General features: G+C 28.3%; 12 protein-coding genes. 8 read left to right on the top strand and 4 right to left on the bottom strand.

Annotation, left to right across the window (positions count from 1 at the left end):
* The first annotated feature begins 55 nt into the window (after window positions 1-55).
* The 8 genes from CAQ16704_RS03695 (at window position 56) to CAQ16704_RS03660 (ending at window position 10926) form a co-directional block, all read left to right on the top strand.
* Window positions 56-715, top strand: coding sequence for a response regulator transcription factor (locus CAQ16704_RS03695; RefSeq protein ID WP_039666926.1), 660 nt, complete (start codon window positions 56-58; stop codon window positions 713-715).
* A complete protein-coding gene (locus tag CAQ16704_RS03690; RefSeq protein WP_039666925.1) occupies window positions 709-2001 on the top strand; it encodes a sensor histidine kinase in 1293 nt (430 codons plus the stop codon). The genes CAQ16704_RS03695 and CAQ16704_RS03690 overlap by 7 nt, the downstream gene beginning before the upstream one ends.
* An 82-nt stretch (window positions 2002-2083) precedes the next feature.
* The gene (locus tag CAQ16704_RS03685) at window positions 2084-2578 is read left to right on the top strand and encodes a ferritin (protein WP_039666924.1); all 495 of its coding nucleotides are present in this window, start codon (window positions 2084-2086) and stop codon (window positions 2576-2578) included.
* Between the two features lie 107 nt (window positions 2579-2685).
* On the top strand, window positions 2686-3321 hold the full coding sequence (locus CAQ16704_RS03680; RefSeq protein WP_039666923.1) for a LexA family transcriptional regulator: 636 nt from the start codon (window positions 2686-2688) through the stop codon (window positions 3319-3321).
* Window positions 3322-3500: 179 nt separating this feature from the next.
* On the top strand, window positions 3501-5435 hold the full coding sequence (locus CAQ16704_RS03675) for a cytochrome c family protein (protein WP_039666922.1): 1935 nt from the start codon (window positions 3501-3503) through the stop codon (window positions 5433-5435).
* 49 nt (window positions 5436-5484) lie between these two features.
* Entirely contained in the window at window positions 5485-7551 is a 2067-nt protein-coding gene (locus tag CAQ16704_RS03670; protein ID WP_039666921.1) for a cytochrome c family protein, read from the top strand.
* A gap of 61 nt (window positions 7552-7612) precedes the next feature.
* Window positions 7613-8212, top strand: coding sequence for a SoxW family protein (locus CAQ16704_RS03665; protein WP_039666920.1), 600 nt, complete (start codon window positions 7613-7615; stop codon window positions 8210-8212).
* A 14-nt stretch (window positions 8213-8226) separates the two neighbouring features.
* Complete coding sequence (locus tag CAQ16704_RS03660; protein WP_039666919.1) at window positions 8227-10926, top strand: cytochrome c biogenesis protein; 2700 nt, start codon at window positions 8227-8229, stop codon at window positions 10924-10926.
* A gap of 3 nt (window positions 10927-10929) precedes the next feature.
* On the opposite strand, the gene CAQ16704_RS03655 is transcribed toward CAQ16704_RS03660, so the two are convergent.
* From CAQ16704_RS03655 to CAQ16704_RS03640, 4 genes are read right to left on the bottom strand one after another with little or no spacing between them, the layout of a single operon-like run.
* A complete protein-coding gene (locus CAQ16704_RS03655; RefSeq protein ID WP_052244991.1) occupies window positions 10930-11154 on the bottom strand; it encodes a hypothetical protein in 225 nt (74 codons plus the stop codon).
* Window positions 11147-12109, bottom strand: coding sequence for a UDP-3-O-(3-hydroxymyristoyl)glucosamine N-acyltransferase (gene lpxD, locus CAQ16704_RS03650; RefSeq protein WP_039666917.1), 963 nt, complete (start codon window positions 12107-12109; stop codon window positions 11147-11149). The genes CAQ16704_RS03655 and lpxD overlap by 8 nt, the downstream gene beginning before the upstream one ends.
* Window positions 12106-12573, bottom strand: coding sequence for an acetolactate synthase small subunit (gene ilvN, locus CAQ16704_RS03645; protein ID WP_039666916.1), 468 nt, complete (start codon window positions 12571-12573; stop codon window positions 12106-12108). The genes lpxD and ilvN overlap by 4 nt, the downstream gene beginning before the upstream one ends.
* On the bottom strand, window positions 12570-14279 hold the full coding sequence (locus tag CAQ16704_RS03640; RefSeq protein ID WP_039666915.1) for an acetolactate synthase III, valine-sensitive, catalytic subunit: 1710 nt from the start codon (window positions 14277-14279) through the stop codon (window positions 12570-12572). Before CAQ16704_RS03640 ends, ilvN begins: the two co-directional genes overlap by 4 nt.
* Window positions 14280-14313: the final 34 nt, after the last annotated feature.

The raw sequence follows: 14313 nt of genomic DNA, 5'->3' as shown, positions 1-14313 counted from the left end.
TTTAAAAAAACTTGGAAACATTTTGGATACATGTATTTTTTGATATAATTTTTGTATGTTAAATGTTATTTTGATAGAAGATGATAAAGACTTAAACGAATTAATCACACTAAGACTTAGTCAAGAAAATATAAAAATTTATAGTTATTTTGATTTTTTTGACTTAGAAACCTTTCTAGATACAAACGAAATAGATTTAATCATCATGGATAGAAATTTACCAAGTGGCGATAGTGTAGAGATGATAAAACAATTAAGAAAAAAAGGTTATATAGAGCCTGTGATTTTTCTTAGTGCAAAGACTTTACAAAAAGATATTTTAGAAGGTTTTGAGCAAGGTTGTGATGATTATATATGCAAACCTTTTAATTTTAATGAGCTTTTATTTAGAATTAAAGTCGCAACCAAAAGAAATAAAACCCAAAAAGAACAAATTTCTTATCAAGATTTTACTTTATATATAGAAGAAAGAAAATTAATCCATCAAGCAAATACATTTGAAAATTTATCAACCCTAGATGTAGAACTACTCAAGTGTTTTTTTAATCACAAAAATCAACTTCTAAGTCGTCAGTTTTTAAGCGAACAAGTATGGAAAAATGATGCAACAAGCGATAAGACAATCAATACAGCTATTTTAAGATTAAAACAAAAAATTCCACAAATTAAGGAAAATATCATTTCAGTGCGCTCAGTGGGTTATAAATTGTGTTAAAAATCAGAAATTTTTTTGCTTTATTTTTTATATATTTTTGTATATTTTTTATAGGGTTATTTTATTTTGTTAATGAGCAATATATAAATAACACCATAAAAAGCACTTATGAGCAAAAATTAAAAACCTTAAACGATACATTAAAATTTAATATTATAAAAACACTTAATGTAAATAACATTAAAGATTTTTCCCAACAAACAAGAGCAGATTTCATCATAGAAAAAGATAAAAAAATCATCTCATCTTTAGATGATTTTGAATTTTTTAAAAATCAATTTAACACAGATTTTACACATGAATTTTTTAATAATAAAGAAATTTATTATAAGGCGTATCAATATGAAGGATATAAATACATCATCATTGTTTATCCAAAAATAAACGCAAAAATACAAGATTTTTGGATAAAAAATATTTTGATTTTTTTGCTTTTTTTGGCAATATTAACTGCAATATATATTTTTATATTTAATTTTTTTAAAAAATACTTTCAAGAATTACTTTTATTTATTAAAAACATAAAAAGTCAATCAGAATTTCATTTTACAAAAAACTTTTTTTATGATTTAAATTCTTTAAATTTAAGATTATTAAAAATTAAAAAATTATTTTATGAAAAAGAATTACAAAATAAAAAACAAGCCAAAAAAATTAAAATGAAAAACACTCAGCTTTCAAATTTAATCAGTGCTATATCACACGAGTTAAAAAATCCTTTAAGCGTTATAAATTTAAGTTTGCAGTCTTTAGAAGAAGAACATAATGAAACTATGAGAAAATTTTTACTTGAAAAAATTCACAAGCAAAGCGTAAAAATCAACCAACTAACACACAAACTTAATTTTGTTTTTAATTTAAATACAATATCTTTAAACAAAGAAAAATTCGATTTATATGCTTTAAGTAAAGATATTGTTGAAAATTTTAATGAAAGCAGGATTAAAATTCAAGGAGAGCAAACTTTCATAAAAGCAGATTCTTTTCTCATTGAGCAAGTTATTATTAATCTCATTAGCAATGCGCTAAAATATAGCCAAAAAGGTATTTTTATTGAAGTTAAAAATCAAGAATTTACTATACAAGATCAAGGTATAGGTATAGAGGAAAAATACTTAAAACTAATCACAAAAAAATTTTATAAAATCGATACTAGTCAAAATAATTCTTTTGGACTAGGATTGTTTTTAGTAAAAAAAATACTCACTTTACATAAAAGCTCTTTAAAAATTCAATCTACTCCTAAAAAATGTAGCATTTTTTCTTTTACTATTAATTCTTTATAGTAAAAATCTATTATTAATATGATTTTAATTAAATTCAAATTAATATAATAAAGTTAAATTATCACAATATTAAGGAGAAAAAATGCTTTCTAAAGAAGTAGTGGCTTTATTAAATGAGCAGATTAATAAAGAAATGTATGCAGCAAATTTGTATTTAAGTATGAGTTCATGGTGCTATGAGCATAGTTTTGATGGTGCGGGGGCGTTTTTGTTCGAACATGCAAGAGAAGAAAGTGATCATGCTGGAAAACTCATCACTTATTTAAATGAAACAGACTCTAAAGTAGAATTAAAAGAAGTTAAAAAACCTGATAGTGATTTTAAATCATTATTAGATGTTTTTGAAAAAACATTTGAACACGAAAAAAGTATTACCGCTTCTATTAACAATCTTGTTGATTTTATGCTTTCAAATAAGGATTATTCAACTTTTAATTTTTTACAATGGTATGTAAGCGAACAGCACGAAGAAGAAGCACTTTTTAGAGGTATAGTTGATAAAATTAAACTCATTGGCGACAATTGCAATGGCTTATATATGGTAGATCAATATATTAAAAATTTAATCAATAAATAATTTTTTAGCTTCCAAATTCATGGAAGCTAAATATCTTTTAATTTAAAATAATTCTTGCAAAATAAAAGTAAATTTGCTAAAATACTTTTTATTTAAAAAGGATTTTTATGCAAATGAATGAAATTATTGATAAACTTAAATTTATACTCCAAAAAGAAGGTATAAAAAATGCCAAAGATTCTGATGTAGCAAAAACATTAAATATAAAATCTGATACTTTTTATAGTATGAAATTTAGAAATTCTATACCATATAAACAAATACTTCAATTTTTAAATGAAAGAAATATCAACATTAATACGTTTTTTTATGAAAATTCACTAGAAAACAACTCCACTTCGCTTGATCTAAACTACAATATCTTAAAATATTACGATATTAATGCTTCTATGGGTGGTGGCGCTTTAAATGATAATATAAGTTTTTCTGAAGTAGTTATTGATGAAAAATTAAGTGATTTTTTTGGCTCAAAAGATTGTGATATCATCCCTTGTATTGGTGATAGCATGGAACCTGAAATCAAAGATGATTCATTATGTTTGGTTGATAAAAGTAAAAATTTTAAAGAAGGTGGAGTTTTTGCTGTAAATACTAGAGATGGTTTATTCATTAAACAAGTTTTTAAAAGTAATAAAGGTGGAGTTTATTTACATTCGTTTAATCTTAGTTATGCTGATGTGCATTACCAAAACGGAGACTTTTTGATAGTAGGAAAAGTAGTAGGTACTATAAGTCGAATTTAAAAATATTTTATTTTTATATAAACCGATAAAAATTATTAATTTAAATTAACTAATCATTAAAAAATATACTAATTTTTAAGCAAAAATTAATGAAATAAATCTATAATTATAATTTAATAGTTAACAGATGGAAAATAAGAGTATTTTTATCTGTTAATAATTCACATGAAAGGGAAGTTATGAAACACAAATTAGCTAAAGTTGTTACATACTCGTGTTTGGCTTTAGGAATTGGTTTAGCTACTCAATCCTTTGCATCTTCAGAACCTAGAACTCTTGATGGTTATGTAAGTCAAGAAGATGCATTCTTTGACTATCTATATAAAAACCATCCTATTTTCAAGTATGAAAAAGAAGGTCGCTTGGTGGGAAAATTTACCCATAGTGATAGAACTGAAAATTGGGTTTTAAATCAAAATGGACCTAAATTTGCTAAAGAACATGGTTTAAAGCAAACTTCTATTACTTATCGTCTACCTTATGAGTCTTTTTTAGATTTTCCAAACAAATTCGTAGGTCCAAAAAAATGTGGTGAGTGTCATCCTGCTCAATATGCCTCTTGGGAACGCTCTCGCCATGCCAAAACCGTGCGTTTCCCACATGAAATGGAAGAAGTTGGTGGTGCTGAAGGTTTAAAAAAACCTATGTATAACTCTCAAGCTACTATTTTACCTGATGGAATTTATCCAAATGATGTTTATGCATTAATTGGTACTCCTAGAACAAAATATGGTTTTATCGATAGATGGCTATTACGCGGAACCTATCATGTTGAAGATGGAAATTTAAGTGATTTAACTGGTAAACTAACTGCTGGTGGCAATCAATTTTCAAGGCTTTGGAGTGAATTTTTAACTCCTGAAATGGCACAAAAAATTGCTGCTTTTGCACCAGGATTTCCTACTAAAATGGAAGATTTTGGTGGTAATGGTTCTCAAGTTTGGGGAACAAATTCTTATGCTGCTACTTATAAAGAAAAAGCTGTTTTTCAACCTGCGACTGCATATTGTGAAACCTGTCACACTTTTAAATTTGATTTTAAAAGTAAAGAAGAATTTTATAAAGCTTTAGGTAATCCAAAAGAACTTCAAAAACACACTGTTTCAAAAGGTATCACCTGTGAAGAGTGTCACGGAGCTGGAGCACACCTTTATGGCGCAAGAGGTGCAGGTATGCCATCAAATTGTGAAAGATGTCATCAAAGATTTTCATACAATGAAACTGATGCTAAAATCAATCCTAGAAAACCTTTAAATGCTTATTTTAAATCAAGTTGTCCAGCATGTGGGACCGAAGGGGCGCAAATGTATTCTTCAGCTCACTATGATAAAGGTATGAGATGTAATACTTGTCATGACCCACATGAAGTAACTTTTAATGATTGGAAAAGTGGATATACTAAAACAAAACTTAAAAAAACTTGTAAAGAATGTCACGAAACTCAAGCAAGTTTCTTTAAAAAAGGTGGAATTCACGCAAAAGATAATTGTACAGCTTGCCATATGCCGAATATGATGAGTTGTGAAAACTTTGGTGCAGTTCAAAATCCAGATAAGGGTGGTTTTGATAATGTTAGAGCATCTCATATTTGGAATATTAAAGTAGATAAAACTGCTAAAACTCTTAATCCACCAGAAGGCAAAGAAAGATCACCTAAAGTTGGTGGATGGACTATTGCTAGAGATGATGAAGGAAGATTTTTTATTGATTTAATGTGGAGTTGTGGTAGAACAAGCTTTAGTGATATCAACTTAATGGGACCAGGAGCTAGTGGATGTCATAGTGCAGTTCAATCAACATTACCTGAAAAACTTCATTTTACAAATCAAGAAATGATTTATGATAAAGTAATGCAATGGCAAAATCCCGTTAAAGAAGGTTATGAAAAAATTAGAAAAGGTATAGCAAGTATTGATAAAACTTTTGCTGAAAAAACAAGACTTTCAGTGGAACAAAAATCAAGAGTTTTAAACCTTACTAATCAAGCACAAGCTATAGCAGATAGATTAGAAAAAGATGGATCTTGGGGTGTTCATGGACCTGCTTATTCTAAGAAAATTATAGAAGAAGCTTTAATTTATATCCAAGAAGCTCAAAATATCCTAGGTAAATAAAAATTAGGAAGAATTTTTAATTCTTCCTTTGTAAAATGAGGAGTTAGTCTTGAAAAATTTAATTACTCGACTTTTTATTGTTCTTTTTACTCTTTTTACACCATCAGGATTTTTATTTGCTGAAGCTAATGGAGAAATTGGGTCAATAGAAGGTGTTAAAACAATTAGTTTAGCTCAAGCACAAGATATGCTTGATCAAAATAATACCTATTTTTTTGATGTAAATTCAGAGCAAGATAGACAAGCTAATGGATATATACCTAATTCTATATCAACTTATGTAGAAAACTGGGAAAGTTTACTACCTAATGATAAAAATGCAAATTTAGTATTTTATGGTTTAAATCGTTTTGGATTTGAAGCTTCTCAAGCAGCAGCTATAGCTATAGAGCTAGGATATAAAAATTCAGTTGTTATGCTTGATGGTATAGAATCATGGGCAACCTCTGGAAGAAAAGTAGAAAAAATAGACACTGTAAAATGGGAAAAAGCTAAAGATGTGATAGAATTTAAAGATACTATCCACTCAAGATTTAAATTTAGCGATACTCCATCTTGCCGTGATTGCCATGCTCAAAAAGGCAAAGGAATTAGAGCAGATATTGCTGCTAGTAAAAATTTAATCAATCAAAAATGTGCTACATGCCATGAAAAAGCAAGTAATGCTTTAGCAAAAAGTGCTCATGGAATTGAAAATTTCTTACCTATTCAAAATGGAGAAAAAAAGAAAGAAAAACCTTCTTGTGCGACTTGTCACTCTGTGCATGTAACGCCAAAACACTCAGGAATTTTTTCACAAAAGCAATTAGTAGATCAAAAGTGTGCACAATGTCATAAGCAAAAAGCACAAACATTCCATATGACTTTCCACGGAAAAGGTATGATTTTAAGCACTCCTGGTGATACGCCAAGTGTTGCTACATGTTCTGATTGCCATGGTAAGCATAATATTTTAAAATCTAGCGAAAGAAATTCAACTTTATCACCAATTAATCGTGTTGAAACTTGTAAATCATGTCACCCAAATTCTAATGAAAATTTTGCAAATTGGATAGCACATGCTGATCATAGTGATGGAGAAAACTACCCAGGATTACATGGAGCATATATTTTTATGACAGCTTTAGTTATTTCTGTGTTTGTATTTTTTGGAGCTCATACTATACTTTGGTGTTTACGCTTAATTGCTATGCGTATAAAATATCCTAAAGAATGGAAAGAAGCAAGAGAGGCAGCACATGAAGATAAAGTCAGAGTAAGAAGATTTAGTACTTTCCATAGAATTCAGCATTTCTTTATGGCAGCAAGCTTCTTAGGACTTGCATTCTCAGGCTTACCACAAAAATTCTATGATGCACCTTGGGCTAAACCTATGATCGATTTAATGGGCGGTGATATTATCAATGCAGCTACCATTCACCATATATCTGCTATTGTAATGTTTGCAGTATTCTTCTCACACATTGGTGAAATTATCATTGTAAACTGGAATCGTCGTGATGTGGCAAGAGATCCTATTACCGGTAAATTAAGCTTTATGAAAGTATTGAAAGCAACCTTTGGTCCTGATTCTTTAATGCCAAATTGGCAAGACTTTAAAGATATGAAAGATCATTTTAAATGGTTTTTTGGTTTTGGCCCAAGACCTCAATTTGATCGTTGGACTTATTGGGAAAAATTTGATTATTTAGCGGTATTTTGGGGTATGTTTATCATCGGTATTTCAGGACTTGTTCTATGGTTCCCTGCATTCTTTGGTAAATTTTTACCAGGAGAAGCTATTAATCTAGCAACCCTACTTCACTCTGATGAAGCTTTACTTGCAACAGGATTTATTTTTGCAATTCACTTCTTCAATACACACTTTAGAGCAGATCGCTTCCCTATGGATATGGTAATTTTCTCAGGAAGTATCACAGAAGAAGAGATTAAACAAGAAAGAAGCGTATGGTATAAACGCTTAAAAGAAAGTGGAAAATTAAGTTCATTGTATGAAAATAAAAGTAACTTTAAATCATATCAATGGTTAGCGAAATTTGCTGGTTTTGCAATGCTAATTACTGGTTTAGTGTTCTTATTCTTAATGCTTTATACTTTCTTTAATACTATCTTATAACCTTATTCGCTATAATAGCGAATAAGGACTTTTTCTCCTAAACATTTTTAAGGAATTTATAATGTTTAAAAAAACAATTTCACTTAGTATTTTAAGTATGGCTTTCATTGCTTGTTCAAATAGCGATAAAATTGATTCAAATTTAATTTCAGATGGAACTCAATACACAAAAGAAAATCAAAAAAAAGCCAATGATTTGGATAAAAAATCTTATGAAGAAATTGCACATTTATTTAAAGATAATACAGACATTAAAAGTAACGATAAAAATATTCTAATTATATTCAGTGCTAATCATTGCACATATTGTGATAAATTAAAAGAAGAAATAATTCAAAATGAAAAAATACAAAAACAAATTAAAAATGATTATAGTTCATACTATATAAATATAAGTTATAAAAAAATTCATATATTTTATAAAAATCAAAAAAGTGATTTAAGTACTAGTGAACTTTCAGGTATTTACAACATAATAGCCACTCCTACTATAGTAATACTCAATAAAAAAAGCCAAACTCTATTTAACTATCCTGGATTTATTAGTGCTAAAAGACTTAGTGCTACAATGGAGTTTTTAAATCAAAAAGAGAATCAAAATTTAGATGAAGAAACGATAGCAAAAAAACTTTTACATTTTTACAAAGAAAATAAAATTTAACATAAAGGATATTGATGCATTATTTTTTTTCCTTTGCAATGAGTTTTTTACTAATGAGTTTGTATGCATTATCGTGTGCTATCGCAACTTTTATAGAAAATGATTTTGGCATTAGTGCCGCTAAAGCCTTAATTTATGATAATGCTTGGTTTGATATATTACACTTACTACTAGGAATTAATCTAATTGGAATTATTTATTATAATAAACTCATTCAAAGAAAAAAATATCCTAGCCTACTTTTACATGTATCTTTTATTGTCATTTTAATTGGAGCAGGATTGACTAGATATTTTGGCTTAGAAGGTGGTATGCACATTAGAGAAGGAGAAAGTTCTAATACTATTGTTACTAGAGAAGAATTTATAAAAATTATAGACTTTGATACAAATTTAAGTTTAGAATTTCCCATTAGTTTTACTTCACTCACTCAAAATCATTTTGAAAAAACTTTTATTTTTGAAAACGAAAAAATATCTATTAAATCTATAAATTATACACCACAAAAAGATGCACTCACACCTGCAAGTTTGGAATTAAATATTGACTATCAAAATAAAAATAAAACTCTAACATTAAATCCAAATTATAATGGTAAAGAAATACTTAGTTTTAATTTTGAAGGAAAAAATTTTGGCATTAATTGGGGGCCAAAAGAAATAAAACTTCCTTTTTCGCTATATCTAGAAGATTTTTCATTGGAACGATATTTAGGTTCTATGAGTCCATCATCATATACTTCTAAAGTAAAAATTATAGATCAAAACAATAATACTAATTTATATTATGATATTTTTATGAATAATGTTCTTGATTATGGAGGATATAGATTTTTCCAAAGTTCTTATGATCAAGATGAGCAAGGAACTATACTTTCTGTTAATAAAGATCCTGGCAAATTTCCTACTTATATAGGCTATAGTTTGCTTATCTTAGGATTTTTATGGATTTTATTTGATAAAAATTCAAGATTTCATCGTTTAAGCGTATATTTAAAAAAAAGACAAAATTTTATACTAGTATTTTTGTTTTTTGCTAGTTTCCAAATTCCACTTTATGCACAAAATGAAAAAGAAGATATTTTAAAACTCATAAATAATTTACAAAAAAATACTTACGAGCATTCTTTAAATTTTGGAAAACTTTTAATTCAAGATTATAATGGTAGAATTAAACCTCTAGATACCCTTGCTATGGAATTTATTTATAAAATTACAGGGAAAGATAATTTTTTAAAACTACATTATAATCAAATTTTTTTAGCTATGATGATTTATCCTCAAGAATTTAGACAAATTAAGATGATAGCTACAAAAACTACGCAACTTAGAGAATTAATAGGAGCTGATAAAGATGAAAAATATATAGCCTTTAATGATGTTTTTGACAATGGAACTTATAAATTAACTAATTATGTAGAAGAAGCTAATAGAAAAAAACCTGCCTTACGAACAAATTTTGATAAAGATATATTGGCATTAGATGAAAAAATCAATCATGCTTATTATATTTATAGCGGCCAAGCTTTAACTATCATTCCTGATATTAACGAACAAACTTTGAAATGGTTCTCGCCTGTTCAAATTTTACCATTTGCAAAAGAAGATGTAGAACGCTTACAAATGCTTTTGGTTAACTATTTTCTACAAACACGCAAAAGTGTTGAAAATAATGAATGGCAAGCACCGAATGAAATTTTACAATCATTAAAGGATTACCAATTGCACTATGGAAGCAAGGTATTACCGCAAAAAGAAAGAATTGACTTTGAGATTTTACTAAATCATTATAATATTTTTGACAATCTCACTTTTGCTTATATAAGTTTTGCTTTGATTCTATTTATTTTATGTTTTTATACTATGTTTAAAAACATGCCTTTATCTAAATTTATTTATAAAATTTTATATTTTATTTTATCTTTATGTGTTTTTATACATACTATAGCACTAATAACAAGGTGGTATGTAGGTGATCATGCACCTTGGAGTAATGCTTATGAAAGTATGATATATATTGCTTTTGCCTGTGCAATAAGTGCTTTAATATTTTTTAAAAATTCTCCATTAGCACTTAGTTGTGCTAGTTTCTTAGCGGGTATTACTCTTTTTGTCGCTCATCTTGGTTTTATGGATCCTCAAATAGGAAATTTAATTCCAGTGTTAAAATCTTATTGGCTTAATATACATGTATCTGTTATTACAGCAAGCTATGGATTTTTAGCTCTTTGTTTTATGATTGGAATTTTAAGTTTAATTCTTTTTATACTAAGAGGAAAAAACACTAACATAGATCAAAATATTATCAAACTTCATTGTATAAATGAAATGTCTATGATTATAGGTCTTGCTATGCTTACTATAGGGAATTTTTTAGGTGGTATTTGGGCGAATGAGAGTTGGGGTAGATATTGGGGTTGGGATCCAAAAGAAACTTGGGCTTTAATTTCTATTGTAATTTATGCCATGGTGCTTCACTTAAGATTTATCTTTAAAACGCATTTTATTTTTGTTTTTGCGTGTGCTAGTGTTTTGGCATTTTATAGTATTTTAATGACTTATTTTGGGGTAAATTTTTATCTTTCAGGACTTCATTCATACGCAAGCGGAGATTCATTTCCCATACCAACTTTTATATATGTTTTGGTAATAATTAATTTTATTTTGATAGTAAGTGCTAGTTTTAAAAGAGATCTACAAACACCTAATTTTTAAAAACTAGGTGTTATTTTTTTCTATTTCTTGAAGAGCTGTAATAAGATCTTTTAAATTTTCATAAGGGATATGAACTTTCCAATCAATACCACTTTCTTTTTTTAAAGCAACACCTATACTTAAAATATCACTACTACCTATACCATAAGGATTAGAAAGATTACATAAACTAATCTCACCACTTTTACTACCATGTAATTCTATAGTTTTAAATATTTTTTTACTCATGTTTATCCCTAAAAGCTGTAATAATTTTGGCTTGAAATTTTAACCAATCTTTTTGAAGCATAATAGGAAAACCTCCATAAACTCTAGCACCTTCTAAATTTTTAGTAACTCCACCTCTTGCAGCTATAGTAGCAAAATCTCCAATTTCTAAATGACCACTTGTTGCACTTTGTCCACCCATAACAACATTTTTACCTAAGACACTCGAACCTGAAATTCCACTTTGAGCCACTATAAGACAATTTTCTCCTATTTCGCAATTATGTCCAACTTGAACTAAATTATCAATCTTGGTTCCTTGTTTAATTATGGTACTTTCAAAAACTGCTCTATCTATAGTGGTACAAGCTCCAATTTCAACAAAATCTTCTAAAATCACATTGCCATTATGATAAATTTTATAGTGCTCTCCATTTTTTGTATGTGCATAACCAAAACCATCGCTACCTATAACACAATTTGCTAGTAAATGGCATTTTTTTCCAATTTGCGTATCATTATAAATTACTACATTAGGATGGATTATAGTATATTCGCCTATGCTTACATTGTCTCCTATATAAACTCCTGCCATAATCACAACGTGTTCTGATATTTGAACATTATTGCCTATATAAACATTTGGCATAATCTTAGCACTTTTTGCTATTTTAGTTTTTTTATCTTGTTTATCACAAAATAAAGGTTTTGCAAAAAGTTTACTTAAAAGAGCAAAAGACAAATGTGGATTATCTACCACAAGTTTAACACAATCTTTTGACACCAAATTTTCAAATTCTTTTGAAACTAAAATAGCACCTGCTCCACTGCTTACTATTTTTTTAGAATTTTTTTCTCCATCACAATAACTAAGCTCATTAAAACTTGCATTATTTAATGAATTTAAAGCAACAATTTCTATATCATCTCCATAATATTCTATACCTAAAAATTTAGCAATTTCACTAATTTTCATTTTACCTCCATCAAAATAGAACCACTTCTAACAACACTAATGGGATTATATTTTTTTATAGTCTTTAAAAAATTATCAATTTTATCTGCATCATCACTTACCATTGCTATAATAAATTCACCATCACTATAAGTTACACTACCATTATAAGCTTTTAATATTGCATCTAACCCTGCAAAATTTTCGCTTATTGCAATCTTTACTAAAGCTGTTTCTTTTTCTATAAAATCACTTGAATCAATCACTTTATAAGTAGGTATGAGCTTGTGAAGTTGTTTAATGATTTGTTCAAAAACTCTTTCATCACCTAAAGTTACTATATTTATTCTTGAAAATTCATCATTATCAAGCGGAGCCACAGTAAGAGATTCTATATTATATCCTCTTCCTGAAAAAAGCCCAACTACACGTGATAATACCCCATGCTCATTTAACACAATGACAGAAATTACTCTTCTTTTCATTTTTTATCCTTGTTTTTATAGCTAGGTAAAATCATATTATAAATCGCTCCGCCTGCTGGAACCATAGGTAAAACATTCTCATAACGATCTATAGCTACATTTAAAACACAAGTTTTTTTTGATTTTAAGGCTTTCAAAAAAGCATTATTAAATTCTTCTTTTGTAAAAACATTATATCCTTCACAATGAAAGCCTTTTGCGATGGTAATAAAATCAGGTTGATTGGTTAAATCTGTATTAGAAAATCTTTCTTTATAAAACATACTTTGCCATTGTCTTACCATACCCAAAAAAGAATTATTTAAAATGATATTAATCACTTTTATATCATAAGCACTTGCAGTCATCAACTCTTGTATATTCATTAAAAAAGAACCATCGCCTACAAAATTTACTACTACTTCCTCACCTACAGCTAATTTAGCTCCAAGTGCAGCTGGTAGAGAATAACCCATAGTTCCTTGACCACCACTTGTTGCAAGTTGTCTTGCATAATTAAAAGGATAAAATTGTGCCACCCACATTTGATGTTGCCCCACATCAGTAATTATCCTTGCATCAGGAGCTAATCTAGCACATTCTTCTATAACCCATTGCGGTTTTAAAATGTCATTGCTATCTTCGTAAAACAAAGGATATAATTGCTGGTATTTTTGTAAAGTTTTGAACCATTCTTGATATTTAGTATTATCAAAATTTTCTTTTTTTAATTCATCTAAAGTATCTATCACTACACTTTTAATATCACCTACTATAGGAAAATGTGCTTCAATAATTTTAGAAATAGAACTTGGATCTATATCAATATGAACGATTTTTGCACTCTTAGCAAATTCACTTGTTTTGCCAGTAATTCTATCATCAAACCTTGCACCTATAGCAATTAATAAATCACATTCACTCAAGGCAATATTTGCACAATAACCCCCATGCATACCAGCCATTTTTAAATTAAGTTCATCATCACTTCTTAAAGTTCCTAGTGCCATTAAAGTTTCAACCGCAGGAATTTTACAAAAATGAATCAACTCTCTAAGTTCATTACTAGCATTAGATGCTATACAACCTCCACCTAAATAAAATAAAGGTTTTTGTGCATTTTTAATTAAACTTACTAATTTTTTAATTTGTTTGATATTACCTTTATAAGTTGGTTTGTAAGTTTTCATAGTGATTTCTCTAGGATAATGCCAAGTACCTATAGTCGCTGTTACATCTTTTGGTATATCAATATGCACAGGTCCTTTTCTACCTGTTGTGGCAATATAAAATGCTTCTTTTAAAATTTTTGGTAATTCTTCTATATTTTTTACTAAATAATTATGCTTCACACAAGGTCTTGAAATTCCTATAGCATCAATTTCTTGAAAAGCATCTGTTCCTATTAAAGAATTAGCAACTTGAGCAGAAATTAAAACTAAAGGTATAGAATCACTATAAGCAGTAGCTAAACCTGTAACAGTATTGGTAAAACCTGGACCGCTTGTAACTATAGCAACCCCTACTTCTCCGCTCATTCTTGCATAGGCATCTGCACTATGTAGCGCTGCTTGTTCATGTCTAACTAAAATATGTTTAAAATAATTTTGCTTGTAAATTTCATCGTATATATTTAAGGCCGCTCCACCAGGATAACCAAATACTACTTTAATATTTTCTTCTTTTAATGCTTCGCAAATCATTTGCGAACCGTTTAGCTCTTTCATTATTTTCCTTTAGCTAAAAATAAAGAATATTATA

The sequence above is a fragment of the Campylobacter sp. RM16704 genome (assembly GCF_000816245.1).
Taxonomy (GTDB): domain Bacteria; phylum Campylobacterota; class Campylobacteria; order Campylobacterales; family Campylobacteraceae; genus Campylobacter_D.
The sequence above is the reverse complement of the archived record's forward strand: the minus strand, read 5'-3'. Positions and strand labels throughout refer to the sequence as shown.

What these genes read in the sequence shown, in the direction of transcription:
- CAQ16704_RS03695 (WP_039666926.1), top strand. Translation starts at nt 56, where the DNA reads ATGTTAAATGTTATTTTGATAGAAGATGATAAAGACTTAAACGAATTA.
- CAQ16704_RS03685 (WP_039666924.1), top strand. Translation starts at nt 2,084, where the DNA reads ATGCTTTCTAAAGAAGTAGTGGCTTTATTAAATGAGCAGATTAATAAA.
- CAQ16704_RS03680 (WP_039666923.1), top strand. Translation starts at nt 2,686, where the DNA reads ATGCAAATGAATGAAATTATTGATAAACTTAAATTTATACTCCAAAAA.
- CAQ16704_RS03675 (WP_039666922.1), top strand. Translation starts at nt 3,501, where the DNA reads ATGAAACACAAATTAGCTAAAGTTGTTACATACTCGTGTTTGGCTTTA.
- CAQ16704_RS03665 (WP_039666920.1), top strand. Translation starts at nt 7,613, where the DNA reads ATGTTTAAAAAAACAATTTCACTTAGTATTTTAAGTATGGCTTTCATT.
- CAQ16704_RS03660 (WP_039666919.1), top strand. Translation starts at nt 8,227, where the DNA reads ATGCATTATTTTTTTTCCTTTGCAATGAGTTTTTTACTAATGAGTTTG.
- CAQ16704_RS03655 (WP_052244991.1), bottom strand. Translation starts at nt 11,154, where the DNA reads ATGAGTAAAAAAATATTTAAAACTATAGAATTACATGGTAGTAAAAGT.
- lpxD (WP_039666917.1), bottom strand. Translation starts at nt 12,109, where the DNA reads ATGAAAATTAGTGAAATTGCTAAATTTTTAGGTATAGAATATTATGGA.
- ilvN (WP_039666916.1), bottom strand. Translation starts at nt 12,573, where the DNA reads ATGAAAAGAAGAGTAATTTCTGTCATTGTGTTAAATGAGCATGGGGTA.
- CAQ16704_RS03640 (WP_039666915.1), bottom strand. Translation starts at nt 14,279, where the DNA reads ATGAAAGAGCTAAACGGTTCGCAAATGATTTGCGAAGCATTAAAAGAA.